Raw genomic sequence first — 26,150 nt, forward strand, 5'->3', positions numbered from 1 at the left:
AAACATAAAGGTCGATTTGTAGGTAAACACAGCAGATTTGTCGGTGAATAGCGAGTCGATTCTTCTGAGAACTTATCGAAAGTGTTGAACTTTCGGCACGATTAACGTAGCGTTTATGCAGAGCCGATCATTACGTATTCTCATTCATGTCGTGGGTGGGCTGGCCTTTCTGGCACTGCCTTATTTTTTCACGTCGGGTGGGTTTTCCAAACTGGCGGAGGTAAGCTACAATCCGCATGAGCAGCGGAATCTACTATCGTATCTGCTAACAATCGGATTCTTTTACGCCAACTATTACGGACTGATTCCCAAACTGTTCTTTCCCAAAAAGTATGTACCTTATGCCTTTAGCGTAATCGGTTCATTTTTACTCATTCAATTTCTGTTAGTTGAAATCAATCAGCGGGGAGGGTCGCCAGGGGGCGTAAACAATGATTCACCCGAAAATCGGCGATTTGATGCGTCTCCCCGACCAGATCCGGGTGAACCACCTCCTTCGTTCTTGCGGAGACCCGTGCCACCACCGGAGTCACGAGATGGTAATTCTCTTCGGCCTGATGATCAGATGCCGTTAGATCGACCGCCTGGCCCACCCGGGGTGGGTCCTGAACAGATAGGTTTTCCGATTGAATCAAGTCAGACGTTTTTTCTGTTTGCGCTCAGTTTCTTACTGTCGTTGATGCTACGTACCAACGACCGGCTGCGGGAAACCGAACGCGAAAAACTACAGACGGAATTGTCGTACCTGAAAGCCCAGATTAATCCGCATTTTCTGTTCAATACGCTCAACAGCATTTACTCGCTGGCCATCGATCAATCGGCTCATACGGCCGACGCTATTATCGAACTCTCGTCATTTTTGCGGTATATCACCAAAGAAACCCAGGAAGAACGAGTTTCTTTGCTCAAAGAACTGGAATACATTGGCCATTACATTGCTTTACAACAACTGCGTTTAGCTGATACGGTTCAGCTTTCGTTTACCACGGAGGGAAGCGCGCAGGGCAAGTCGATTGCTCCACTTATTCTTATCTCGTTTATTGAAAATGCGTTTAAGTACGGCGTTAATCCGCAGGAAGATTCCGTCATTAGGATTGCGATTGCGATTCAGGAGGACGAATTGCATTGTCGGGTATTCAATCGAAAAGTGCACGTAACGCAAAGTCTGCAAACGGCGGGCAGCGGGATCGGTCTGAAGAATACCAAAGCCCGGTTACATTTGTTATATCCGAACCGACATCGGCTGGTTATTAACGACCGGTCCGACGATTTTACGGTTGACCTATTCCTGACTCTCTCATGATCCGAGCCATTGCCTTAGACGACGAACCGCTTGCGTTACGTGTGATCACTCGCTTTTGTGAACAGATCGATTTTATTGATCTGCAAAAAACGTTTTTCAGAACGGATCAGGCCTTGACGTATCTGGAGCAATTTCCAGTCGATTTATTATTCCTGGATATTAACATGCCGTCGATGTCGGGGATTGATTTCTATAAAACAGTCGCGCAACAGGCCCTGACAGAGAATCAAATGGTTATTTTCACGACGGCCCATGCTGAACATGCTGTAGAAGGGTTCAATCTGAATGCGGTCGACTATCTGCTAAAGCCATTTACCTTCGAGCGCTTTTTGCAGGCTGCCAACCGGGCGGCCGATTATTACCGGTTTCTGCACACTCCTGCACAGACGAAGCCCACGTACATCTATATACGAGCCGATTACCGATTATACAAGATTGATCTCGCCGATATTTTATACATTGAAGGGCTGGATGATTATTTGAAAATCCATATTCAGACCAACAAACCGATTGTGACACGGATGACTATGAAAGCGATCCTGCAAAAATTAGCCGAGACCGATGATAAAGGCGAGGGCTTCATTCGCGTGCACCGATCCTTTATCGTTCCGGTCAGTCGTATTGACGCGATCAGGAATAAAAGTGTGCTGGTTGCCAGTCAGGAAATACCCATCGGCGCTAGTTACGAAGACGAGTTTTTCAAACGTTTTGCTACGTAGCAGTTGTTTGAACAAGTGAGGTCGGATTCTTAAATCCGACCTCACGGCAACCCATATACTTGCTAACTCAAACAGCTTCATAAGGTCTCTGAAACCATATAAGTTTGCCTACTTGACTTCCACAATCACGGCTTTTTTTCGGCGTTTAGGCAGGCGAAATAAATTGCTGCCCGCTTCTTCCGGGGTTTGATCACCCAGCAGAACGCCCCACGGACGCAGGCTGTCGACGCGGTCGAAAATCACTTTCATAATGGCGATGGCCGGAATCGATAGGAACATTCCGGACACGCCCGCTAAAGCGCCACCGATCAGGACGCCTACGATCGATACAAGGGCATTAACCTTAACCTTCGACGCCACAACGAGCGGCACCAGTACGTTGTTGTCGATGAATTGCACCAGCAGAAAGATACCAACAACGCCCAGAATGACGGATAATTCCGGGTTATTGCTGAACGTAACCAGAACGGTCAGGGCGGTAGCGACCAGGCCCCCAATGTACGGAATCAGGTTAAGAATGGCGGCCATAACACCGAGTAGGATAGCGTATTGAACGTTGAGAATCAATAGTCCAATGGAGTTGAGAGCCGCTACGCAGGCCGTTTCAATAAGTAATCCGACCATATAACTCTGAATAACCCCTTTCACTTCGCTCAGTACTTCGCGTACCCGGTCGGTGTGCTTTTCAGCAAACAGCACCACAACAAAATGGAGCAGCATGGTGCGGTAGTAGAGCAACAAAAAAATATAGATCGGCACTAGAGTCAGCGTACCGAGCGGTCCCGTAATGAAGCCGAGTGTGCTAGGACTTTGTAGCGTTTCCATGGTTTGCGCCCGCGCTTTCTCGATGTATTGTTCCTGCTGGCGATAGCTGACGTTGTACTCGCTTCGAATCCACCGCCGAACCTTCCCGAACGAATCGCTTATGTTCTGCCGGATTTTAGGCATATCGTCCGCAAAGTCAGATAGTTGCATCGACAACAGAACGGCCAGACCTGCTACAATAACAATAGCTAGTAATAGCGCCAGGCTAATCGCAATCACCTTATGCATACCTAGTCGAATGAGCCGGTTTTCGATGGGACGTAATAAAACGGCAATCAGCCCCGACATGGCCAGCGGTACCAGAATATCCTGACCTAAATAAATACCAGTGGCCAATAGCGCTAGAGCCAGTAGTGAATGCGAAAACTGATGATAATGAGGGCGTGTATAATCAGATGCCATAGAAATCAACGGGATAAATTAGGGAGCTAATCGCGTACTCAACACGTTATGCCCATTTTTGTTTATCACGTTACTACGTCAAACCATCTTCTGTGTGGATACTGGGTTTCGTCAAACTTGCCGTATTTTTGTGGTTCGATGAATATGACTTCAAGTATCCGTGATATTGCTTACCAGCTCCGGCAGGGCCAACTAATGGCTATCGCCGATGAAACAGGCTGGTCGGTAGCTGCCGATCCCGTTAACGATGCGACCGTTACTCAATTGCTTACGTTAGTATCGGTTATGCCCAATGGTTTGCAGCCCACCGTGCTCATTCAAAATCCCGATCAGTTAGCTTTATACGTAGCGAAAATGCCGGATATAGCCTACGATCTGGTTGAGTTTGCCGAAAATCCGCTAACGGTTATCTATGAACAGGGCAAAAACGTGTCGATGGTTTTGTGGCAGTCAGCCGCTACGTCGGAAGTGGATCGTAACGCAACACAAGCCGCTGGAGATTTGGCCATTCGACGTACATTAAATCCTGAAGTGCAACGACTGATCGGTAGTTTTGGGCGTGGTCTGTTGACCGTTCCGTTCGAGTCACTATCCTTGCCAACTGCGGCTGAAGCTATCATTACGAATCGATTTGGCGCGTTGCCGGGTATGCCCAAACGCCCCCGCATTATGCGGTTGGGAACCAAGGGAGAGGTTAGTTTTATTAGAAAATAAGTCGGTGGTCGACAGTCGATGGTCTCCAGTAAAAACTACGTAGACCAACTAACGACTACTGCCCATCGCTTGCCCAATGAATTTCAACGAGATATTACATAAAAACCCGATTTTCAGTACCATCGCCCGCCAGGCCGACGCGCTAGGTGTGCAATCCTACGTGATTGGCGGATTCGTACGTGATCTGGTGCTGGGTCGTCCGTCGAAGGATATTGATATTGTATGCATCGGAAGCGGTATTGCATTAGCCGAAGCGGTTGGCAAAACGTTGCAGACCAACGTAGCGATATTTCCGAATTTCGGTACAGCCATGCTGCGGACTACTCAGCCAGGTGCCGATCAGGAATGGGAAGTTGAATTTGTGGGAGCCCGCAAAGAATCGTACCGAAGCGAGTCACGGAAACCGATTGTAGAAGATGGTACGCTCGAAGACGATCAGAACCGCCGGGATTTTACGATTAATGCCATGGGCATTAGTCTCAACGCTGCGGATTTTGGTGAACTGCTCGATCCGTTCGACGGATTGAAAGATATCAAACGTAGGATCATCCGTACACCACTTAATCAAATTCAGGGCGGTCCCGACATTACGTTTTCCGATGATCCACTACGTATGATGCGGGCTATTCGGTTTGCCTCGCAGTTGGGTTTCGACATCGAGCCCGATACGTTTGACGCTATTGTCAGGATGAATGAACGGATCACGATTGTTTCGCGCGAGCGTGTTACCGACGAGCTGAACAAAATTATCTTGTCGCCGACGCCTTCGTATGGGTTTAAGCTGCTGTACCATGCCGGTTTGCTGGAGCGAATTTTTCCTGAGCTTGTTGCGCTGAAAGGCGTCGAAACCATCGAAGGGAAAGGCCACAAGGATAATTTTTATCATACCCTCCAGGTACTCGACAACATTGCCAATCGGGCGAAAAAAGATGATACCGATCCGGAAAACGAACTCTGGTTACGTTGGTCAGCTTTGCTGCACGACATTGCCAAACCCGCTACGAAACGTTTCGATCCGAAAGTTGGCTGGACGTTTCACGGACACGAAGATTTAGGCGCCCGCTGGGTGCCGGGTATTTTCCGTACCATGAAACTGCCGCTCAATGAACACATGCGATTCGTTCAGAAACTCGTTCGGCTTCATCTGCGACCTATTGCGCTCACCAAAGAACAAATCACGGATTCTGCGCTGCGACGTCTGTTGTTTGACGCTGGAGATGACCTGGAAGGCTTAATGGCGCTTTGCCGTGCCGACATTACGTCGAAAAATTACGAGCGGGTGCAGAAACACCTTCGTAACTTCGACAAGGTCGAGCGTAAATTACACGATCTGGAAGAACGGGATAAACTCCGTAATTTTCAGCCGGTTATCACAGGTGAGTTAATTATGGAGACCTTTGGTTTGCCGCCTTCGAAAGAAGTGGGTGAGCTGAAAACTGTTTTGCGGGAAGCTATTCTGGATGGGATTGTCCCAAATTCATTTGATAAAGCTTACCCATTTTTACTGGAAGAAGGCCGCAAACGCGGTTTGAAAACAGTGAAGAATGTAGAATGATGAGTGAAGAATAAACAAAGCCTATTTATTCTTCACTCATCATTCTACATTCTTCACTAACTTAATCGTATGGATAATAACAGTACCAATTTTCGGCGCTTTTTCGGCGCATCTCTCACCATTATCGGTGTAGTTGTTGTATTATTTGCTCTGGTTGCTTTTCTATCGGATGGAAAAACCGTTTTAGGTATGAGCATATCGAAGGCTGAATCGGCTGCTCCTTTTATTGTCGGTATGATTTTCCTCGTTACGGGCGTCAATCTGGTAAGAGAATCGTAAGTGACGTGTAGCCTGGCCGGGCTGGCGTACCAGCGGCCACGTCCAGGTAAAAATTTTTCTACACCCGGACGTAGCCGCTGGTACGCCAGCCCGGCCAGGCTATAGTTATTTAGATAGCTTGGCCTTCAGCAACCAGGTGTAGGTATTGAGGGGTAGGGGAAGACCATCTGGTTGGATTTGCAGGTACATCAGATGCAAATGGGTTGGTGAACGCGCTTTGTAGGCGTTAAAACCACTACGTCCCATTTCAGCGATCTTCTGACCCGTCTGAACCCATTGTCCCGGCGTTACGTCGACCTGACTATTGTGAGCGTAGTAAAATAAACCGTTCATAATCGGGTCGTAGACCCATATCCAGTTGCCTCCCCGGTATTCAGAACCAGGCTTCCAGGCTGTTTCGATCGCCAGTACCAATCCCGAACTCATAGCCAGTATATCGACGGGTTTGCCGGTGAGGTCATCAACATTGTCCTGGTTACGGTCGCGGATGAAAATGTCCTGTGCGGGATGACTGCCCCGTACGTTATAATCGAACAGATCAAATCCAGTGCCCCGATAGCCTTCACCGTGTGTACCGCCAATGGCACTGGTTGTGTAGCCCCGTATTGGAAAGGTGAAATAATGTCCCGTTCGTTGGAGACTGTCGCGCTGGAGTGAATCCTGATGATACGTTTCGCTACTTCGGAATCGCGTCTGTAGTTCGTTCATGATTCGGCTAAACTCCTTTCGGGCCGAGTCGGGCGTTACGCTCTGAACGCGAATCTGGGTATACAGCGTTTGAAATCGCTGGCAGTAGCTGTACAAAGAAGGTTCGTCAGCGTTACTGATGTTTACCTGCGACGATGCCACATTTAGCCCTCCAATTAGTAATGCCCCCACAATTCCCGCTACGCGCATGAACGAAGTTATATCAATCTTCACTACTCGTCAATTCAGTTAAGTGCCCAAAAATACGGAAAGTAGGGAGATGCTTGTCCGCATCTACAAATTCATAGGCGTAATTGATACTAATAGCCTCACTGACCGGCGGTGATAAAACAGGTCGATCCTGTCTACTTTTTTCGGATAAAAAAGGCGTTGCAAGCATGTATTTACGCTTTTTAGCAAATTTTGCTCGCGAAAACGCCAATTAATGGGTAAAAATTGTCAATACATTTGGAAATGAATTTTATTGTGTCGTTCTTCGCCCAAATTTAAACCAAGCAATGCAAACAGGAACTGTAAAATTCTTTAATGAAACCAAAGGGTTTGGCTTCATTAAACCAGATGAAGGTGGCGAAGACATTTTTGTACACGCTTCCGGTCTCATCGACCAAATCCGTGAAAACGACAAAGTGAAGTTTAATGTCGAACGCGGTAAAAAAGGCTTAAATGCCGTGAACGTCGAAATAGCTTAATTGTAAGATATAAAGACACCCGTTGTAAAAAACATGCCAGCTGGCATGTTTTTTTTTGCCCTATCCAGGTAGCGTGGACTTCAGTCCGCGTAGCCGTGAGGCTTAGTTGTAGCTATGTTTTTTTAGCCTCACGGCTATGCGGACTGAAGTCCACGCTACCTTAATCAATGCCCCTGAATGACCCAATCGTTTGAACAACGCGTTGCCGCTCGGCTTGGCTTGAATGCGAAGTCTGTTGCGGCAACCATCGAATTACTGAACGGAGGAGCTACCGTTCCGTTTATTGCTCGTTATCGCAAAGAAGCCACTGCATCGGCCGACCATGGCCCGCTCGATGAGGTGCAAATCAGCCAGATCAAGGATACGTATCAAAAATTACTTGAACTCGACAAGCGTCGGGATGCCATTTTAAAATCTATTGACGAACAGGGGAAATTAACGCCTGAACTCCGGCGAAAAATTGACGCTACCGACTCACTCACCGATCTTGAAGATCTTTATTTACCTTATAAACAGAAACGTAAAACCCGCGCTACGCTGGCTATTGAACGGGGACTGGAACCGCTGGCTAATGTATTGATTGCTCAGCGCGAACCGACTATCGAACGAATCGCCCAGCGTTATTTGTCGGATGCTGTGCCGACCGTTAGTGATGCTTTACAGGGTGCTCGTGATATTCTGGCTGAGCGGTTTAGTGAAGATACCGATGCGCGGCAACGGATTCGGAATCTGTTTGAGCGCGAAGCTATTATTCGGTCGGTTGTCAAAAAAGGAAAGGATATCGAAGGCGTAAAATTCAAGGACTACTTCGATTTTGCTGAGCCACTTCGTCGCGTACCCTCACACCGGCTCCTGGCGTTACGTCGGGGCGAAGCAGAAGGATTCCTGGCTGTTAGTGTCGGTCCTGATGAAGAGGCTGCCATTGAGCGGCTTGAGCGGCAGTTTGTTGCTGAACGATCGGGTACAGCTGTCTGTAAAGAACAGGTGTCGCTGGCGATCCGGGACGGCTACAAACGCCTGCTTAAACCATCACTCGAAACAGAGTTCGCGAATACGTCAAAAGAAAAAGCTGACCGGGAAGCCATTCAGATTTTTGCCGATAACCTGCGCCAGCTTCTGCTCAGTCCGCCACTTGGCCAGCAGCGCGTACTGGCCATTGATCCGGGCTACCGAACGGGCTGTAAAACCGTCTGCATCGATGCCCAGGGAAATTTGCTCACGGATACGGTGCTTTACCTGAGTCAGTCCGAAAACCAGCGTCAACAGGCAGCACAGACTGTACAGAAACTGATCGCTCAGTACAAGATTGATGCCATTGCCATTGGAAACGGCACGGCTGGTCGCGAAACCGAAGAGTTTATCAATAGCTTAAACCTGAATAAACCAGTGTTCATGGTCAGTGAACAGGGCGCGTCGATTTATTCGGCCTCAGACGTAGCGCGGGATGAATTCCCCGACCGCGATGTAACAGTTCGTGGGGCGGTTAGCATCGGTCGTCGGTTAATGGACCCACTGGCTGAACTGGTTAAGATTGATCCAAAATCCATTGGTGTTGGGCAATACCAGCACGATGTCGATCAGATGGACTTGAAAACCAGCCTGGATACGGTTGTGGAGAGTTGCGTCAATCAGGTTGGCGTATCGCTCAATACAGCCAGTGCATATTTGTTACGTTACGTCTCGGGCCTGGGGCCGCAACTGGCTGGTAATATTGTGGCTTACCGTGCTGAACATGGTGCGTTCACATCTCGCGATCAACTTAAGAAAGTACCCCGTCTTGGGCCAAAGGCCTTTGAGCAGTGCGCCGGTTTTTTACGAATAGAAGGCGCAAAAAATCCGCTGGATAACAGTGCCGTTCATCCAGAACGTTACGCAGTTGTGGAGCGGATGGCCACTGATGTAAAGAGTACCGTTTCAGACCTGATCAGGCAACCGGATTTACGGCAGCAAATCCGCCCCGAGCGTTACGTAACAAACGAAGTTGGCTTACCAACGCTCCGCGATATTTTATCCGAACTGGCCAAGCCTGGCCGTGATCCGCGCGAACAGCTTTCGGTGTTTGAGTACGATGCCCGCGTTCGGTCGGTCGATGATCTGCACGAAGGGATGATATTGCCCGGTGTGGTGACGAATATTACGGCTTTTGGGGCTTTTGTGGACATTGGCGTGAAGCAGGATGGGCTGGTTCACGTCTCGCAAATGGCCAATCACTACGTATCAGATCCGAAAACCGTCGTGAAAGTGTACCAGAAAGTAAAAGTTAAGGTGATGGAAGTAGATAAGATACGGAAACGAATTGCGTTATCTATGAAAATTTGATAGGTTGCAACTACAAACGATTCGTAATGTTTTCAAAAACGCGTGAACTCGTTGTTCAATCCGTCTGATAAATCGATTGAAATATTAACCTTTTCTTCCGTTCTATGCAACATCGCTTACCCTGGGGACCCACCCGCTCCCTACTGCTAAGTGTATCACTGCTTTCTTTACTCTCGGCCTGTAGCGCACTACGTTCCTCAGGCCCGTCAGTTAGTCGCCGTCCTTCATCGTCGCATTCCGTTGCCCGTCGCCCATCTTCGTCGGCCAAAACGCCAGCCAGTTCGGCAAAAGCTGCGGGAAAAGTGGTGGATGGCCGTACGTACGAAAACCGCTACGTACCTGAAGTGGTGAAGATCGCCCGTACGTATACTGGTACGCCTTATCGATCCGGGGGCAACACGACCGATGGAATTGACTGCTCGGGTCTGGTCTATGCTGTTTTCAGCAACGTGGGGTTGAAAATGCCGCGTATTTCCTGGCAACAGTCAGAAGTGGGGCATGAAGTTGAGGTAGCTGAAATCCTTCCGGGCGATTTAATTTTCTTCGTTCCTGATAAGAACAAGGCCGGCTACGTATCGCATACCGGTATCGTGACGGAAGTGAACGGTAACCAGAATATTCGATTCATTCACGCATCGTCATCGCGGGGCGTTCGGGAAGACAATTTGTATAGTGACTATTTCAAAGGACGCTTTGTGAAAGCGTTACGTCCATTTTAAATACCTAATTGCCCTTTAAATGCAAAAACCGCCTACGAAGCGGTTTTTGCATTTAAGCGTATATCGATCAAACAGTAGCTTGGGCATTGCTGATAAATTCTTCCCAGTAGGCACGGTCTTTTTTCTTTAGCTTCATTTCCAGACTCAGCGCTTCGTTGCGGGTGGGGAATGGTTGCGTGAACTTTACTTCCCACGGTTTTCCGTCAGCAGTCGCCGGGTTCGTTTTGGCATTATGTTGCCACAACGTGATTTTCAGGTCTTTGGTCTGGCCGATGAAATAACGATCGGCTGAAGGGCTATAAATGATATAAACGGTATGCATACGGCGTCGGGTATAGTATCAAAACTACGTAATTGATTAGTTAAAACAAACTTAACTTTAGCAACCGGACCCGTTCGTTCGGTATATTAAAAAAAAAGAGCTTCGGCTTGGGACGATTTAAATTTTTGTTCATCTTTGCACCCACAAAACGCACATTAGCGGTTTGATGGGGGATTAGCTCAGCTGGCTAGAGCGCTTCCATGGCATGGAAGAGGTCATCGGTTCGACTCCGATATTCTCCACAGAACATAAAAAAGCCGAGGTTAGCATGTACTAACCTCGGCTTTTTTATATGAACAAATTACTGCGCAATCATCTCGGCGTCGGCCAGGATGTAATTGAGTTCGTAAATATTATCAGCGTTTAATTTGAGCGTTCCCCGAAACGTGCGACGTTCATCCGTTTTGAACTTCTTGTCCGACTTCTTGAACTTCAATGACACGACCGATTCAGGGCCGGCACCCCCGCAAAAGAAACAGGCGCTATATGGGAAAGCCGACAAGACGTATATGTTCGATTCAAGATCGACTGGCAGTACGTAACCCGTTAACTCAACAGGCTTGCCATTCAGTTTCTGAATATTGGGGCCGAAAGTGGGATACAGCATGTAAACCGATTCTTCGGCATACCATTTTTTCTTGAACGTAACGTCGCGTAGTGTCTCCCATGAGAGCTTGACTGGTTCAGCAGTAACCGGAGTTGATACACCCGGTTTAACTCGATTTGTCGGCGGAACAGCCGGACGAAAAGCGGGAACTACAAATCCTATAAGTAATAAAGCAGTCAGCAGACGGGTCATGACGTTGGAAGGCTTTGATGATCGGTGAAATTAAGGTAAAATTACGAAAAAGATTACTTTTACATTACTCATCTTGTTTCGACCACGCTACCGTGTCCGACTTACTCAACGATAACACAAAAGATGGTTCGGTAATTCCCGTTCGGTTTACCCGATTGTACATAACCATGCTAATTATCCTGGCTATTCTGCTAACTATAGGGCAAGGATTAACGCAATGGCGTCTCCGTGCTGTTCAGGATGAAATATGGATTACCCGATACACTGCTTTACAACGACATCAAAGCCAACAGATTGTTAAGCAGGCGTTGCAGTTAGCTGACTCCGATGAGCAAGCTGACTTCTCAGAAAATATAGCCGATCTGCGGCAAGTTTTTCCGGTCTTCGAGCGGTATCATTTGTTAGGGCGTCAGGGTCGTGCAGATAATCCTAAGGTAGTTATTACCAATTCCGATACAGTACAGCAACTATACGAGGCAATACGTCCCGAATTTGACGCGATCCGCCAAAGTGCCCGTCGGCTGATGCGTTTACAAAACTTTGACGAGATTCGTAAACCGGACGTGCAATCCAGTCTTAAATTGCTGTTGGCAAATGAAAAGCCATTTCTTGAAGAAATAGACGGTATTGTTCGAGTGTACAACAGTGAGGTGAGATCGAAGTTGACACTCTTGCAATCGCTGGCTTTTTATCTTTATTTGTCTACGATAATGACGCTGGTTGCTATTGGCGTACTGATTTTCCGACCAGCATCCCGTAAATTAAAACAGACATTTGCGCAATTGGTGGAAGCGGAAAGTCAGACAACAGCTGCAAATAAGAAATTACTAAGCGCCAACAAGTCACTCAAAGAAACCCGGCAAAAATTGTTCGAGGCCACGAAACTGCAATATCAGCAACAGATGGATGATCAGAAACTGCGAACATCGTATCTGATAGCCGGCCAGGAGGAAGAGCGGAAACGCCTGTCGCGTGAACTGCACGATGGTCTGGGACAGATGCTGACGGCAATTAAATTACAAATCGAAGGGCTGGAAGCCGGATTGCTAAAAGCGGCCGCATCCGAACAAAACAGCCCAATAGCTTATCCTAAAAATCTAAAAACACTTAAGGGTTTAGTTACGCAGACCATTCAGGAAACCCGAACAATATCGAACAACCTGATGCCTACGGTATTAAGTGATTTTGGGGCCGTACCTGCGCTAAAAATGCTGGCCGAAAACAACCGTAGCGAAACTATAGATGTTACGTTCGAAACGAACCTTACTACTGATAAGCCTCGTTTAGATAAAAACGTTGAAATTACGTTGTATAGAGTAACGCAGGAGGCCGTTAGTAATGCTGTCAAACACGCTAACCCTTCTCACATTCATATCGATCTGAAAGAACGGGGAAACATATTACAGCTTGAGATCAATGATGATGGAAAGGGGTTTGTAGTGCCCAGGAAAAAACAAACGAGCGGGTTAATGAAGCCTAAAGAAGAAACAAAAAGTGATCAATCCATACCAATAAAATTACGGCCTCCTTCACAGGGGTTACATAATATACAGGAGCGGACTAAGTTACTTAATGGTAAATTTAAAATTAATTCGATGATAGGAAAAGGCACTCGAATACTGGTTACGATACCCTATCAAACGCATTTTGCGCATCATGGCACCTATTAAATTAATGTTAGTGGATGATCATTCCATCGTTCGCGACGGAATCCGGCTTCTGTTAGAACAGGCCGATGGGTTAGAAATTGTTGACGAAGCCAATGATGGTGAAGAAGCACTCGACAAGCTGAAAGCGCACCAGTCGAGTCTCGAAAAACTCCCTGAACTGATTCTGATGGACATCTCGTTGCCGGGTATGTCGGGCATCCAGACAACGCAAATCATTACCCGGCTGTATAAAAATGTGCGGGTGCTGATGCTTTCCATGCACAACAACGAAGATTATATTCTGAAGTCGGTTGAGGCTGGCGCTTATGGATACATTCTGAAAGATTCCTCGTCGGATGAAATGATCAAAGCCATCCGTACGATTGCTACAGGCGAGAAATATTATAGCTCCCCAGTGGCTTCGATCATTCTGAGCGGCTATATGCAGCAAATAAAGAAAGGGAACCGACAGGGACGTAGTGAACGACAGTCGAAGCTTTCAAATAAAGAAAAAGAAATTTTACAGTTTCTGGTCGATGGCATGAGCAGCCGCGAAATAGCCGAAAAACTTCAGCTCAGCGTTCGGACAGTCGATAACCACCGAGCCAATATGATGCGTCGTTTGCAGGTACGTAATGCTGCTGAACTCGTCAGGATAGCGGTTGAGGATAAGCTTATTTAATGCAGCAATTGTTTTAGGTGATTGCGAACTCAGCAGCTATTTTTTAAGTTTGCTACGTAAACCGGCTAATCACCGGTTTTACAACTCACTATTACTATATTAACAAGATAGATTTTGTACACTAAACCACGTTCATTATGTCACTTCGCTTAGGAGATATTGCCCCCGATTTTGAAGCCGATACAACCCAGGGACATATCCATTTTCACGAATGGCTTGGGAATTCATGGGGAATGCTGTTCTCACACCCTGCCGACTTCACACCCGTTTGCACGACGGAATTGGGTAAAACGGCTTTGCTGAAAGATGAGTTTGGTAAGCGTAATGTGAAAGTTATCGCTGTATCGGTCGACGACCTGGATTCGCACAACCGCTGGACCTCCGACATTAAGGACGTAACAGGATCGGAGGTTAATTTCCCGCTTATTGCTGATTCTGATCGTAAGATCGCTGAATTGTATGATATGATTCATCCGAACGCCAGCGAAAAGGCAACGGTACGTTCTGTATTTGTCATTGGACCTGATAAAAAAGTTAAACTTACACTCACATACCCCGCTTCAACTGGACGTAATTTTAATGAGTTACTGCGCGTAATTGATTCGCTCCAATTGACGGCCAATTATCAGGTCGCTACGCCTGCGGATTGGGAAGAGGGTCAGGACGTTATAGTTACCCCTGCCGTCGCGAACGATCAACTTGAAGCGAAATTCCCAAAGGGGGTTACGTTCGTAAAACCCTACTTGCGTACGACTCCTCAGCCAAATAAGTAAATAGGTTTTTGAGGTTATAAAGTTGTAAGGTTGTAGCCAGCGTTGCGTATAAAACACTGTTACTTCAACAGCCTTACAACTTTTAAACTTTACTATTACTCACTCAGTTAACGCTTCATTATCCTTTTAAACAACTGAGCGTTATGGCAAAAAATAAAAACGACAATCCAGAGCATAGTGAAGGGCCAGTTGCAACGGCTATTGAAGAGCAAACCGCGAAATTGCCATCTGACATCTTTTTATGGGCTGCCTTAGGTTCAATGGGTGTCTCTCTGTATTTACAGGCAAATGGCGACCGTGACCGGAGCTTATTTGTTGGTCAATGGGCAGCCCCTTTCCTGCTGCTAGGCCTGTATAATAAACTGGTTAAGTTAGAAGGCCACGATTAGGAATTCTTTAATCCAAGTTATAAGGAGCCCTCTGTAAACACAGGGGGCTTTTTCATATTCATTATATTTAAAGGTAAACCTGTAATTTCGGGCTGGCAATTAATAACCTGAATGAAATTTCGCGTTCTGGCTAAACTTCTCTTTCGGCGATACGGTCTGTGGTTTGCGGCAATACTGATTCTGCTGATAGGTTTTTGGGTTGTTAGGTCGCGTCGCCCTGATGAATTAGACTGGCGATTTGTACAGGCATTCGGTATTCGTTTACCTATGCGTTACAGTATTCACGGGATCGATGTATCGCGGCACAATGATCGCATCAATTGGGCTAAGGTTCGGCAGATGGAAGCCGATGGGGTTCGACTACAATTTGTATTTATTAAGGCAACCGAAGGCGCTACGTTGGCCGATAAGCACTTTGATAAAAACTGGCGGGAGGCTAAAAAATCAGACCTACGCCGAGGTGCTTACCACTTTTATCATCCTACCCGCGACCCACTGAAGCAGGCCAGCAATTTTATCGCCCATGTTCATTTGAATGCGGGTGATTTTGCGCCAGTCGTTGACTTTGAAGTAACCAACGGACAATCTGATGAAACGATCGTTGATGGACTGAGATTGTGGCTTGAAACGGTTGAGAAACATTATCAGGTCCAGCCAATTATTTATACGAATGGCAATCTCTACCGACGATATATTAAGGGCAATTTGGATGAGTACCCTCTCTGGATTGCTGACTATTCGACCAAACACCTTCGTCGGTATAATGCGGATAAACTCTATCTGTGGCAGCACAGTCAGAACGGGTGGGTGAAAGGTATTCGCGGCCAGGTTGACTTCAACGTCTTCGTCATGAACGAAGATCGGATGCAGGAAATCTGTCTTTAAACTCAGATAGACGCTAGTCCTCTACTGTTGCCAAATCTCCCAGGCTTTATCTGCCTGTAGTTCCAGCATTCTCAATCCATTTTGTGTGGCAGTTCCTTGTTGACGACCTAACTGCATGAATTTTGTTTCAGCTGGATTGTAGACTAGATCGTACAGTAAATGATGGTTTGTTAGTAGATGATAGGGTAGTGTAGGGGCTTCATCGATACGTGGATACGTACCAACAGGGGAAGCATTAATTATTAATTGATACTTTTCCAGAACATCGGCTACTTCATCGTAGGTTATTGCACCATTGGTCTTCGTACGTGATACGTATACGTGTGGTATACCCAGATCCGTTAGTGCAACCGTCACCGCTTTAGAAGCTCCTCCTGTTCCTAAAACTAGTGCTTTCAGTCCCGCGGTCGTCCGATCAAGTGATACGAGCCAGTCAGTCACCGATTGGCGAAATCCATAATAATCGGAATTGTAACCCGTTCGTGAGCCGTCTGCTTCAATTTTTATGACGTTAACTGCCCCGATTTTCTCAGCCGATGAATCCAGACGGTTTAAGTAAGGTAACACCGCTTGTTTGTGGGGAATCGTTACGTTCAGGCCACGCAGACCAGGAAGCGCAAATAGGTCTGGCAGGCTGGTGATATCAGGTAACTCGAACAAATCGTAGCGGCTGTCAGTAATACGTTCCCGAACAAATTTTTCTGTGAAATAGCGTTGGGAGAACGAATGGGTTAACGGATAACCGATAAGACCGTAGCGAGTCATAAGTTAATGAGTGAGATGAATGAAAACGGGAAGCTTGACCAGTGTCTGCTTCCCGTTTTCTAATTCCAGGCTATCCCTATAAAAAGTTAAAGAGCAGGTTTGTTTGACCGCTTTTTAAGGAATTCAAAAACAATGGGTAGTACAGATAAACCGACAATACCAAAAACGACCAGTTCAAAGTTTTTCTGAACGATAGGGAAATTTCCGAAAAAGTAACCTAACAGTGAAATGCTCGTTACCCACAGTATTGCACCCATAATGCAGAACTTGATATAGGTACCATAATTCATACTACCGGCCCCTGCCACAAACGGTGCAATGGTCCGAACGATGGGAATAAATCGGGCAATGATAACCGTGCGACCGCCATATTTAGCGTAAAATTTTTCCGTCTCAGATATATACTCTCGTTTAAAAAACAAGATTCGCTCTCGTGATTTAATCCTCGTTCCTAAAAAGCGACCAACAAAGTAATTAACGTTGTCTCCTAACAGGGCAGCCCCAATCAAGAGCGGAATAATAACCCAGACGCTTAGATCATTCGTTGGCCGGGCGGCCAAAGCACCCGCTGCGAAGAGCAGCGAATCGCCAGGCAACAGGGGCATAACGATTAGACCCGTTTCGGTAAAAACAATCAGAAAGAGGATAGCATATAGTAGCACACCGTATTGGTTGGCCCACGCGTCGAGGTACGTATCGAGGTGAAGCAGAAAATCAAGTAGCGATTTGATAAGATCCATATAAAAGAGTTATACTTTTCCAGTTTATAGGTATTAGTTGATTATAAAAGATTTCTTATTTATCTAAAAAGTGGGTGAACGTATCTCCGCGTAAGCCTAATCGAATCGTTTCCAATGGAATGACTTCATGGGGAGCAATATTTCCAAGGTTAACATTTGCCCCTAACAGTTTGACAAACCAGACCTGTTGCTCCTTCTGGGGAGCTTCCCATAATATACTTTCAAACGGAACCTGCGTTAGAATTTCTTCAACCAGTCCCTGTCGTACTTCTCCACTTGACCGGAACAGCCCAACGGTCCCGCCCTCACGAGCTTCGCCAATGACTTTCCAGGCCCCGGCCTGTAATTCAGATTGCATTAGCTGAATCCACTTGTAAGGAGGAATAATCTTAGCTTCGTCTTTCGACCCTACTTCAGATAATACCGTCACCTGAGTCGCTAGCCGACGAATGTATTCGCATTTCTCATCCTGAGGCATCTCAATTGATCCATCCGATACTTCGGCGTATTCCATGCCATATTTATCTAGTAATCTGCGATAATCTTCGAACTGATTACGTACGACGAAAGCTTCGAATAATGTTCCACCGAAATAAACAGGCACATGCGCTTCTCGATAAATAGCTAACTTTTCTTTAAGCTTTGGCGTGACAAAGGACGTTGCCCAGCCTAGTTTGACAATATCTGCGTATTCAGTAGAGGTAGATAAAAAATCCTCCACCTCCCGCAAGCTTAGCCCTTTATCCATTACCATCGTTAAGCCACTTTGGCGAGGTTTTGCGGTGCGGTCGGGTAACTGCGTAAGTGTATAATTCATTCGACGTAATGTGGTAACCAAACTTAAAATCGCCCAAAAGTAGTATAAGTCTTGAAAATCTCCCAAGAAAGTCCATAAATAATAGCACCGTACGGGCTTATGGCTTAGTTAAATGCTATTTTTGCTGGATATGAATAATAGAACCGATCAACGCCTTAATTATCTGCGGTCACGGATCGATCATACTATGGACGACAGTATTTCACCGTTTGGCCGCTGGCTTAATGGCACTATTCGAGAAGTCGAGTATGGTAAGTTAGTTGCTGATTTTACGGTACGCGAAGAGCTAACAAATCCCGCTGGTGTGTTGCATGGAGGTGCTGCGGCTGCTATTTTAGATGAGTTGATTGGCACGATGGTCTATGCCCTTGGTCGTGAATACGCCTACACGTCCGTTAATTTCAATATTGATTTCCTACATGCGGCCCGATTAGGAGATATCGTTACGGCAACAGCAGAAACTATACGGGTGGGCAAAAATATTATTCATTGCGAAGGGAGGATCATAGCTACTGATGGTAAAATCATCGCTAAATGTGCCACAAACCTTATTCAAACGTCAGTAAAATTACCAATATGAATTCATTGCAATGCTCATATGGATATCATAGACACGAATAATCTTTAGACAGTGCTAACGTAACAGGACGTGAATTAATCATCTTCATTAAATTTATCGACAATCTGTTTTAGAACTAATTTAAGCACATTTGCTCTAACCGGGGCGCTGCAATCAACGAGCTAGTAGTACGTAGGCTTGCATAAAACCTGGTCTTAGCTATAGTAGGAAGAGAGAATTATAACTTTAAACCATGACAGAAAATAAGCAACTGATAAAAAATAGTATATTAACAGCGTCTAGCAATGTATATGATGGTGAATAGTTTTTTTATCACTGTATTATTGCTATTATTGACCGTAAATGCTAACGGATGTGGTTTAAAGGAGCACCTATGGAGCTAATTGTAATTAAGTGCATCTATTGGTTTAGTAACTAAGATGGAGCGTAATTTTAACAACGGCGAATTATTTTAATAAGAAACGTTGAAAAAATATTTGAATAATAGATTGACTTTTGCAATTCAGTCTTAACATTGCAGAAAAAACGTGGATTGATGGACCATTTGACAGATGGTCTGTGTGGCCGGTCATATTCGTTTGACCATAAGGTTTACGGGAAAGGTCACTCTCAGGCTAACGTATTTTAATATTTATTCGAAGTCTGGAGAAACATTTGCTTTAAAAATTAGTCATAAGAGAAAGGATAGAAGCTGTAGGCTATATCAATCAAGACTGATCTAATTGTAAAGCAGATACCACTTAATTCGGTGGAATACCGTTTCCAAACTATCCGCAGCCGCACCCGCAGAATAAACGTTTAGTAAAAACATTGCGTCAAATTAACTCAATAAATATGCGAACATTTATCCAACAACACCCTATGAGGATGCTGGCTGGACTCGTGTTGCTAAGTTTTGCAATACCTTCTGTTTCCCTTGCTCAACAGACTGACACAGTCCGGGTTCAATCAACTACCATAAATTCTTCGACAACAACTTCTGGCAGAAGTTATGAGCGTGAGAAAATTTATCGGCTAGGTAAAGGAATTTACACCGACACGCTCCGTAGAAATGATTTTAAGGCACAAGCCAGCGATGTTGCTGAACTGGACGATTGTGACACAACCTTTCAGACGTTTATTCTAGTAAGGCGTTTATCTCCCTGGCGGGTTGGTCTCTTTGCTGGGCCTAACTTCGCTTATTGCGGTACCTGGGAAAATACCTTTGGTCCTAATAGACGAGATCAGACATTATATAACGGAGCTGGGTTTAACATCACCGCAAACGTTGATTATTTTCTGACACCAGCTACCCGTCGACTGCGTTTTGCTTTAGGGACAGCCTTTGGTTATCAGAATTACATCACACGTAATAGTTACCGTGAATACCTGTATGGTCTTGCCGCCACACTAACCCCACCTGCTACTCGCGATCAGGTTACAATCAAACAAAGGGCATCGGAAGATATGTTTCTGACGGTTGGCCCAATGCTTACGTTTACACTAGCCCGTAGCCGTAGAAATCCTGACGCTACAACGTTTATTGAGGCAGCAGCTCGTGGTGGATTGTTCCGGACGGAAGCAGCAACGATTGCTGCTTTTGTGCCATCCCAGGGAACACTGCCTCCAGGAACGGTTCCTTCACTAGTAGATGGTGGCCGACTGATTCGCTCGGTTAATCCTAGTTCAAATCTGTATCACTTAGGCGCTATCGGTTCGTTAGGGATTTTCTTCCCACTACGTAATAACTGGAATATCGGCGTTCAGGGACAGGGCTTTATTACACAGTTGAACTACCTGATTGTTAACGGTGTCGACAATCAAATGTATGAGTTCAAGCGCAAACACGGTGGTTTCAGTGCTGGTGTAGCGGTTCGAAAAGGATTTGTTCAAAAGAAACTCATTCCAAAAGCACCAGTTACCTGTCCGACTTGCGAACAAATTCCTGAGTTGAGCATCAACTTTAATGGCGCATCGTTAAAAGGTGCATCGTTGGCGTACGTAGATAGTACTGATGAGCAAAAGTTCGCAGCAGTCAATAAGACGGCCGTCGCACCAGTAATTAGCTGGCGTAGCACGACTCCGAACCCAAGAAATGAGACATTCACAGCTCGTTTATATTATCGTCCGGATTCAGTTGTTGCAGGCGCAAGCGATCAGGTAATTGCTCAGTTAGAAAATACTACAGACACGACGCTGACGTTCCCAACAGCATACTTTTCTAATGGTCAAATGAGCCCTGGTTTCTACTACGTAACGCTTCACAACAAACAGACGGCCAAATGTGGTACCTGTATGAGTGAAGTAGCAACGTCTAGCTTTGCAAGTATTCCTAACAAGAAAATCGTAGAGGATTGCAAATACAATCACAAGCTGGAGCGTCTGGAAGTTTTCTACCGCACGCCATATACGCGTGAAGTGGCAAATGTCTGCTACTGTAATGGTACGATTACCTCAGTTGGCGATACAACTACCCGCCTGCGTTATCGTGGTCTGAACCGCCGTCTGGCAACGGGTGAAATCTCATTCGATACGAACACGGTTATCCTGAATATTCGTGATCTGCCAGGTGATTTGGCTCAACAACTGCAAGCTGAGAAGGCTAAGATCGAAAGTGGCAGAGCCCTCCGTTTCAAAGGCCGGAACAGAAGACCACAAGTATCTTACTTCCGCGCAGTCTTCACCGTTACGAAACTGCCATGCAACGGTCAACCAGAACAAGTTGTGGGTAGCTTCAACACGACGATTAGTGACAACACGTTCTCAATCACCGATCTGAAGCCGCTAACCGATGCTCAGAAAGCGAAATTGCTGGCTCCGCCTGCTCCCGCTAAGAAAAGAGCACCAGCTCGCCGGAGTGGTAGCAGCGGTCGCCGTGACAACGCAATGTTCGGAATCGAATAAGAACACCGACTAAGTAAAAAAACCGAGGGCCAACGCTCTCGGTTTTTTTGTTGTTAAACAGGAGATCGATGCTGATAAAGCTGATTTTTTGTTTCCTGAATCAGTATTGATTATGTGCTTTCATATACTGTTAATACTACTTTACTACTCAACGGCTATAGCTCAATACCCTATTTTATAACGCTGACCTTACTGATATGGAGGCAACTATGCATACGTATTCGATCCGTCTGAAACCTGGCCAGGATTTAAAACAGGAGTTAGATGCGCTGGTGAAACAAAAACGTATTGGGGCTGGCGTTATGTTAACTTGTGTAGGTAGTCTGACAGACGTAACGATTCGGTTGGCTAATCAGGAAGGACCAACTCAGTGGCACGGACATTTCGAAATTGTGTCGCTTGTAGGAACGCTCTCAGTAAACGGGAGTCATGTACACGTAGCAGTATCTGATTCTACAGGTCGGACAGTAGGGGGGCATTTGCTGGAAGGGTGCAAAATTTATACAACGGCAGAAATCGTTATTGGCGTAATGCCTGATCTCAACTATACACGGGAAACTGATCCGACGTTTGGGTATAGCGAATTAGTGATTCAGCAGAAACAGCGGGAATAATCATTACCCTTATAATTAATCAGTACTCAAAAAAAGAAAGCCACCCAAGAGATGGCTTTCAATAGATAATGAGGCTGAAGCTGAGAGATTTTATCAATTCCGCTTACTCATTTCATCACGAATCTTAGCGGCTCGTTCATATTCTTCATTACCGAGTGCTTCTTCGAGCATCCGTTGTAACTCTTCAGAAGATGCATTTTTCAGCTGATCGCCAAAAGATCGCGAGGATGAACGATTCGATGAGCGCACCAATTCTTCCTGCTCTTCCTCTTCATCATTTCCGCTAGCAGTAATACCTGCTTCTGAAAGGATAGATTCATTCGTATAAATCGACACATCGAATCGGATGCCGATTGCAATAGCATCAGACGGGCGAGCATCGATAACCGACTCCCGAACACCATCGAAGCACACGATCTTAGCAAAGAAAATACCTTCACGCAGATCAGAAATTACGATTTCACGAACCGTAAACTTAAACTGTTCGGCAAACTGCTTGAACAGATCGTGTGTCATTGGCCGATTCGGCACAATCTTTTCTATTTCAATAGCAATGGCCTGTGCTTCAAACATGCCAATGATAATGGGCAACCGGCGATTGCCATATTCTTCCCCTAATACCAACGCAAACGAGCCTGACTGCGACTGGCTAGGAGACAGTCCTAATATTTCCAGCTTAATTTTATCCACGGCGTAAAAATAGCAATTTTAGTCGTCAGTCGTCAGTGAATAGACCAGAGTAATTACAGGTTTTTTTCTGATAACTACCGACTGACGACTGATAGCTATAGAGCTTTTACTGCTTTCGTCAGACGAGGTATCACGTCGAAGACATCGCCGACGATCCCATAATCCGCCGACTTAAAGAAGGGGGCTTCTGGATCTTTATTGATAACAACAATTACCTTCGAGGAGTTTACGCCCGCCAGATGTTGTATGGCACCGGATATACCACAGGCAATGTATAGATTGGGACTAATCTTTAGGCCAGTTTGCCCGACGTGTTCGGAGTGAGGCCGCCAATCCAGATCCGATACGGGTTTTGAACAGGCTGTAGCTGCATGAAGAGCTTTAGCTAGATCTTCAACAATACCCCAGTTCTCCGGACCCTTCAGACCGCGACCTGCCGACACTACCAGATCCGCTTCGGGCAATAATATATCACCAGATGACTTCTCCGTACTTTTTACCGAAATCACAAAGTCACCTTCACTCAAGGCAGGTGTAAAAGCTTCAACGGGTGCTGATGCATCCTTTTCTTCGGGAGTAATCGTATTTTTCTTGATTGCCAGAATCTTTACGTCTGCCTTTAGGTCATTATAAGCAAAGGCTTTACCCGTATAAATACTGCTCTTAACGCGGAACCCGTTCGACAAATCGGGTAGTTCAATTACGTTAGCCGCCAGACCCGCTTTCAATTTACCGGCTAGCCGAGCCGTCATGGCATCAGCTAAGGATGATTTCGCCAGCACGATAACTTTGCTGCCTTCCTGCTGAGCAGCCGCAGCTACGACTGTAGCATAAGCCATACCGTTAGGCTCCGTCAATTTAGCGTCGGCAGCGTGAAGCACTTTTGTTGCGCCAAACCGCCCTGCTGAAGAAAGCTCACTATCGTCAGCAGCGCCGACAATAATAGCCGTAGCGGACGTACCAGTCATTTCGGCAACTTTGGCGCCGTAAAAAATAGCTTCCTGGGAGGATTTCTTAATCTTGCCTTCGTCTAATTCAGCAAATATGAGGACTGACATATGTGTTTAGTCGTTAATAGTTGACGGTCGCCTGTTTATAATCGTTAGTGGAAATAGTAGCCACTTGACAACTGAAAACAGATGACTAAATAATTTTTGCTTCTGTATGTAGCAGTTGAATGAGCGTTTCGGCCTGATCGGCGGGAATCATTTTCACCGCCCCACGAGGGGCTGGAAGCTCGTAGCTGGCAACAGTTGTGAGTTTGTCGGTCCCCGTTGGCTCAACTACGGTTAGAGGCTTGGTACGTGCGGTCATGATACCACGCATGTTCGGGATTTTCCACTCTGCAATAGGCTCCTGACAGCCTAACACCAAAGGCAGTTTGGCTTCCAAACTTTCTTTACCACCTTCAATTTCCCGGGTAATTTTGGCGGTATCTCCGTCGAGGTCAAGCTGCATTACTGGGGAAATAGACGGTATGTCAAGCATTTCACCAACGATACCGTGAACCTGACCGCCGTTGTAATCAATTGACTCGCGACCCATCAAAATCAAATCGTAATTAGTCTTTTGGGCAATAGCAGCAATCTGTTCGGCAACGAAATACGCGTCGGTTGGCTCAGCGTTCACGCGGATGGCATCATCAGCGCCAATAGCTAGACATTTACGAATAACGGGTTCTGAATCAGCCTCGCCTACATTAAGCACGGTTATCGAAGCACCCGTTTTTTCTTTTAGTTCAACGGCCCTTGCCAGCGCATAGTCGTCGTAAGGACCGGTGATGAAGGTCACTCCCGCTTTGTTCAATTTGGTGTTATTGTCCGTGAAGGCAATTTTGGTGGTGGTATCGGGCACACTCGTTACACACACTAAAATTTTCATGCTTGTGGGGGTTTTGTGGTTCTTTTAATCGGTAGTCTTCACCCGTGTTTTAATATATTGACAAGTACGTTGAAGAACTATCGACTACTTTTACGACTCAAAAGTACAAACTGTCTTAAATAAAAGTATGCATGCATACTAATTTTTCTTACATGAATGAATAACGAACGTATCCAACAATTAATTCGATTTGTACAGGAAGAACCCAACGAGCCATTCAATGTTTATGCGCTGGCTATGGAGTTTCTGAATGAGCAGCCTGAGCAGGCGCGAGTTTATTTCGATCAGCTCCTAACCGTTCACCCAGATTATTTACCAACGTATTACCATGCTGCTGCTTTATATGCAGATATTGAAGAGCGTGGTAAGGCGGCTGAATTGTACGAAAAGGGAATAGCGTTAGCTCGGTTACAAAACAATCAAAAAACACTTCTGGAGCTACAGCGAGCTCAACAGGCGTTTGAAGACGATGAAGATGAATGGTAGATTAGTGACGCCGGTGAGTCTTCTTCTGTTGTACTAATTCCTGTTTAAATAGCAAAGGTACCGTGGCTTGTTCAGGTACTGAATACGTGACCGCCAGGTAATTGGCATTTGCCACTTTGGGGATGTAGACAAAGCCTCGCACTGATTCGCCGGGGGAAAGCGTATTCGCTTTCAGCGCTAATTCACGCCAGCGGTATTCCTCATAATCATAGCGCTGCATACGGTCGGCGAAGGTGCTATAGTCGATGGCACGTTTAACGGCAATACCCTGATAAGCGAAACTGTGTGCGACCCGGTTTGTGGCATACTCGCTGTAGGAGCGACTTTTATTCGACGATGATACGTCGGAAGCAATGGTCGCAACCATCAGAATCGTATTGAATACCTTCGCCCGTTTCAATCGTTTTTCTTCCTGTTTTCGCTTCATGTTCATACGTCCAGCTTCGTACGTTGGGTCGGCGGCAGAACCGGCAAGAGCCAGACTCGTATTGCGTGGATCGGCGAGCGTATCCTGCGAAGCGCCCAATGCCGCAAAATGAAAGTCAGCCGGATTAACGTCAATCGAATGATCGGTGCGATTTTTTATCTCGACATCGAACGTAACAAATTCCAGATCTTCGCGCTCAAAAGAAGCGACAACACCTACGCCGTTTTGCTCCACTTTCGTAACCGCTCGTCCATCAATGGTAGCAATATCGCCGGAGGCAGGCTCGAGTTGATACGTAGTAATGGTTGGAGCACAACTGACTAATACGTAAGCCAGCAGACCAACAGAAACAATTGATTTCGGAGTAGAAAAAGGCTTCATAATCGAACGGGTTGAAGCAATGAACGTGCTGAATATGCTCTGTAAAGTTAGTGACGAAGGTAATGGGTTGTATTAAAAGTGAGACAGTTTTTCTACTAAAGGTTGATTCAACTTACCGCTGGATAAAACGTGTGTAAATAGTTGCCAGTCAACCA

The 26,150-nt window shown here is 46.0% G+C and carries 28 protein-coding genes and 1 tRNA gene; 18 read left to right on the forward strand and 11 right to left on the reverse strand.

The features are described 5' to 3' along the window. Nucleotides 1–115: 115 nt before the first annotated feature. Together IC230_RS11845 and IC230_RS11850 are read left to right on the forward strand one after the other, a co-directional pair. Nucleotides 116–1,303: a sensor histidine kinase gene (locus IC230_RS11845; protein WP_191039185.1), complete on the forward strand. Its 1,188-nt coding sequence runs from the start codon at nt 116–118 to the stop codon at nt 1,301–1,303. Beyond that, nucleotides 1,300–2,022, forward strand: coding sequence for a LytR/AlgR family response regulator transcription factor (locus tag IC230_RS11850; protein WP_191039186.1), 723 nt, complete (start codon nt 1,300–1,302; stop codon nt 2,020–2,022). Before IC230_RS11845 ends, IC230_RS11850 begins: the two co-directional genes overlap by 4 nt. Before the next feature lie 108 nt (nt 2,023–2,130). On the opposite strand, the gene IC230_RS11855 is transcribed toward IC230_RS11850, so the two are convergent. Then, nucleotides 2,131–3,249 carry an AI-2E family transporter gene (locus IC230_RS11855; protein WP_191039187.1) on the reverse strand — a complete coding sequence of 373 codons (1,119 nt, stop codon included), beginning with the start codon at nt 3,247–3,249 and terminating at the stop codon, nt 2,131–2,133. Between the two features lie 144 nt (nt 3,250–3,393). On the opposite strand from IC230_RS11855, the gene IC230_RS11860 reads away from it, so the two are divergent. From IC230_RS11860 to IC230_RS11870, 3 genes are all read left to right on the forward strand, one after another. Continuing rightward, the gene (locus tag IC230_RS11860; RefSeq protein ID WP_191039188.1) at nt 3,394–3,963 is read left to right on the forward strand and encodes an L-threonylcarbamoyladenylate synthase; all 570 of its coding nucleotides are present in this window, start codon (nt 3,394–3,396) and stop codon (nt 3,961–3,963) included. Nucleotides 3,964–4,039: 76 nt separating this feature from the next. Then, nucleotides 4,040–5,518: a CCA tRNA nucleotidyltransferase gene (locus tag IC230_RS11865; protein ID WP_191039189.1), complete on the forward strand. Its 1,479-nt coding sequence runs from the start codon at nt 4,040–4,042 to the stop codon at nt 5,516–5,518. A 69-nt stretch (nt 5,519–5,587) separates the two neighbouring features. Beyond that, the gene (locus IC230_RS11870; protein WP_191039190.1) at nt 5,588–5,797 is read left to right on the forward strand and encodes a hypothetical protein; all 210 of its coding nucleotides are present in this window, start codon (nt 5,588–5,590) and stop codon (nt 5,795–5,797) included. 105 nt (nt 5,798–5,902) lie between these two features. Here the strand turns inward: IC230_RS11870 and IC230_RS11875 are convergent, their stop codons facing one another. Continuing rightward, nucleotides 5,903–6,694 (reverse strand): M23 family metallopeptidase, encoded by a 792-nt coding sequence (locus IC230_RS11875; RefSeq protein WP_191039324.1) that lies wholly within the window; start codon nt 6,692–6,694, stop codon nt 5,903–5,905. Nucleotides 6,695–7,002: 308 nt separating this feature from the next. Here IC230_RS11875 and IC230_RS11880 point away from each other — a divergent pair, with 308 nt between their 5' ends. The 3 genes from IC230_RS11880 (at nt 7,003) to IC230_RS11890 (ending at nt 10,232) form a co-directional block, all read left to right on the forward strand. After that, nucleotides 7,003–7,194: a cold-shock protein gene (locus tag IC230_RS11880; RefSeq protein WP_018620078.1), complete on the forward strand. Its 192-nt coding sequence runs from the start codon at nt 7,003–7,005 to the stop codon at nt 7,192–7,194. 177 nt (nt 7,195–7,371) lie between these two features. Further along, nucleotides 7,372–9,513, forward strand: coding sequence for a Tex family protein (locus tag IC230_RS11885; protein WP_191039191.1), 2,142 nt, complete (start codon nt 7,372–7,374; stop codon nt 9,511–9,513). 104 nt (nt 9,514–9,617) lie between these two features. Continuing rightward, a complete protein-coding gene (locus tag IC230_RS11890; RefSeq protein WP_223860597.1) occupies nt 9,618–10,232 on the forward strand; it encodes a C40 family peptidase in 615 nt (204 codons plus the stop codon). A 67-nt stretch (nt 10,233–10,299) separates the two neighbouring features. Here the strand turns inward: IC230_RS11890 and IC230_RS11895 are convergent, their stop codons facing one another. Next, nucleotides 10,300–10,554: a GIY-YIG nuclease family protein gene (locus IC230_RS11895; protein ID WP_191039192.1), complete on the reverse strand. Its 255-nt coding sequence runs from the start codon at nt 10,552–10,554 to the stop codon at nt 10,300–10,302. A 168-nt stretch (nt 10,555–10,722) separates the two neighbouring features. Here IC230_RS11895 and IC230_RS11900 point away from each other — a divergent pair. After that, nucleotides 10,723–10,796: transfer RNA gene (locus tag IC230_RS11900), tRNA-Ala, on the forward strand. A gap of 59 nt (nt 10,797–10,855) precedes the next feature. Here the strand turns inward: IC230_RS11900 and IC230_RS11905 are convergent. Then, on the reverse strand, nt 10,856–11,353 hold the full coding sequence (locus IC230_RS11905; RefSeq protein WP_191039193.1) for a DUF3299 domain-containing protein: 498 nt from the start codon (nt 11,351–11,353) through the stop codon (nt 10,856–10,858). 92 nt (nt 11,354–11,445) lie between these two features. Between IC230_RS11905 and IC230_RS34620 the strand changes: the two genes are divergently transcribed. From IC230_RS34620 to IC230_RS11930, 5 genes are all read left to right on the forward strand, one after another. Then, on the forward strand, nt 11,446–13,023 hold the full coding sequence (locus IC230_RS34620) for a sensor histidine kinase (protein ID WP_191039194.1): 1,578 nt from the start codon (nt 11,446–11,448) through the stop codon (nt 13,021–13,023). A 4-nt stretch (nt 13,024–13,027) separates the two neighbouring features. Beyond that, a complete protein-coding gene (locus tag IC230_RS11915) occupies nt 13,028–13,684 on the forward strand; it encodes a response regulator transcription factor (protein WP_191039326.1) in 657 nt (218 codons plus the stop codon). A 137-nt stretch (nt 13,685–13,821) separates the two neighbouring features. Then, on the forward strand, nt 13,822–14,457 hold the full coding sequence (locus IC230_RS11920) for a peroxiredoxin (RefSeq protein WP_191039195.1): 636 nt from the start codon (nt 13,822–13,824) through the stop codon (nt 14,455–14,457). Between the two features lie 143 nt (nt 14,458–14,600). Continuing rightward, entirely contained in the window at nt 14,601–14,846 is a 246-nt protein-coding gene (locus tag IC230_RS11925) for a hypothetical protein (protein ID WP_191039196.1), read from the forward strand. 111 nt (nt 14,847–14,957) lie between these two features. After that, on the forward strand, nt 14,958–15,731 hold the full coding sequence (locus tag IC230_RS11930) for a glycoside hydrolase family 25 protein (protein WP_191039197.1): 774 nt from the start codon (nt 14,958–14,960) through the stop codon (nt 15,729–15,731). 21 nt (nt 15,732–15,752) lie between these two features. Here the strand turns inward: IC230_RS11930 and IC230_RS11935 are convergent, their stop codons facing one another. The 3 genes from IC230_RS11935 to IC230_RS11945 form a co-directional block, all read right to left on the reverse strand. Then, nucleotides 15,753–16,496 carry a shikimate dehydrogenase family protein gene (locus IC230_RS11935; protein ID WP_191039198.1) on the reverse strand — a complete coding sequence of 248 codons (744 nt, stop codon included), beginning with the start codon at nt 16,494–16,496 and terminating at the stop codon, nt 15,753–15,755. A gap of 86 nt (nt 16,497–16,582) precedes the next feature. Next, nucleotides 16,583–17,236, reverse strand: coding sequence for a DedA family protein (locus tag IC230_RS11940; protein ID WP_191039199.1), 654 nt, complete (start codon nt 17,234–17,236; stop codon nt 16,583–16,585). A gap of 55 nt (nt 17,237–17,291) precedes the next feature. Then, nucleotides 17,292–18,053, reverse strand: a complete 762-nt coding sequence (locus IC230_RS11945; protein WP_191039200.1) for a phosphosulfolactate synthase — start codon at nt 18,051–18,053, stop codon at nt 17,292–17,294. 187 nt (nt 18,054–18,240) lie between these two features. On the opposite strand from IC230_RS11945, the gene IC230_RS11950 reads away from it, so the two are divergent. From IC230_RS11950 to IC230_RS11960, 3 genes are all read left to right on the forward strand, one after another. Next, the gene (locus IC230_RS11950; RefSeq protein WP_223860598.1) at nt 18,241–18,633 is read left to right on the forward strand and encodes a PaaI family thioesterase; all 393 of its coding nucleotides are present in this window, start codon (nt 18,241–18,243) and stop codon (nt 18,631–18,633) included. A gap of 867 nt (nt 18,634–19,500) precedes the next feature. Further along, nucleotides 19,501–21,516 carry a hypothetical protein gene (locus IC230_RS11955; RefSeq protein WP_191039327.1) on the forward strand — a complete coding sequence of 672 codons (2,016 nt, stop codon included), beginning with the start codon at nt 19,501–19,503 and terminating at the stop codon, nt 21,514–21,516. A gap of 197 nt (nt 21,517–21,713) precedes the next feature. Beyond that, nucleotides 21,714–22,130 (forward strand): PPC domain-containing DNA-binding protein, encoded by a 417-nt coding sequence (locus IC230_RS11960; RefSeq protein ID WP_223860599.1) that lies wholly within the window; start codon nt 21,714–21,716, stop codon nt 22,128–22,130. Nucleotides 22,131–22,223: 93 nt separating this feature from the next. On the opposite strand, the gene IC230_RS11965 is transcribed toward IC230_RS11960, so the two are convergent. The 3 genes from IC230_RS11965 to IC230_RS11975 form a co-directional block, all read right to left on the reverse strand. Continuing rightward, nucleotides 22,224–22,820, reverse strand: coding sequence for a bifunctional nuclease family protein (locus tag IC230_RS11965; RefSeq protein WP_191039202.1), 597 nt, complete (start codon nt 22,818–22,820; stop codon nt 22,224–22,226). 95 nt (nt 22,821–22,915) lie between these two features. Continuing rightward, nucleotides 22,916–23,878, reverse strand: coding sequence for an electron transfer flavoprotein subunit alpha/FixB family protein (locus IC230_RS11970; protein ID WP_191039203.1), 963 nt, complete (start codon nt 23,876–23,878; stop codon nt 22,916–22,918). Nucleotides 23,879–23,963: 85 nt separating this feature from the next. Further along, nucleotides 23,964–24,701 (reverse strand): electron transfer flavoprotein subunit beta/FixA family protein, encoded by a 738-nt coding sequence (locus IC230_RS11975; protein ID WP_191039204.1) that lies wholly within the window; start codon nt 24,699–24,701, stop codon nt 23,964–23,966. Nucleotides 24,702–24,857: 156 nt separating this feature from the next. Here IC230_RS11975 and IC230_RS11980 point away from each other — a divergent pair, with 156 nt between their 5' ends. After that, nucleotides 24,858–25,187, forward strand: a complete 330-nt coding sequence (locus IC230_RS11980; RefSeq protein ID WP_191039205.1) for a tetratricopeptide repeat protein — start codon at nt 24,858–24,860, stop codon at nt 25,185–25,187. Between the two features lies 1 nt (nt 25,188). Here the strand turns inward: IC230_RS11980 and IC230_RS11985 are convergent, their stop codons facing one another. Then, nucleotides 25,189–25,995 carry a hypothetical protein gene (locus IC230_RS11985; protein WP_191039206.1) on the reverse strand — a complete coding sequence of 269 codons (807 nt, stop codon included), beginning with the start codon at nt 25,993–25,995 and terminating at the stop codon, nt 25,189–25,191. Between the last annotated feature and the right edge of the window lie 155 nt (nt 25,996–26,150).

The sequence above is a fragment of the Spirosoma validum genome, from assembly GCF_014699035.1.
In the GTDB taxonomy this organism is placed as follows: Bacteria; Bacteroidota; Bacteroidia; order Cytophagales; family Spirosomataceae; genus Spirosoma; species Spirosoma validum.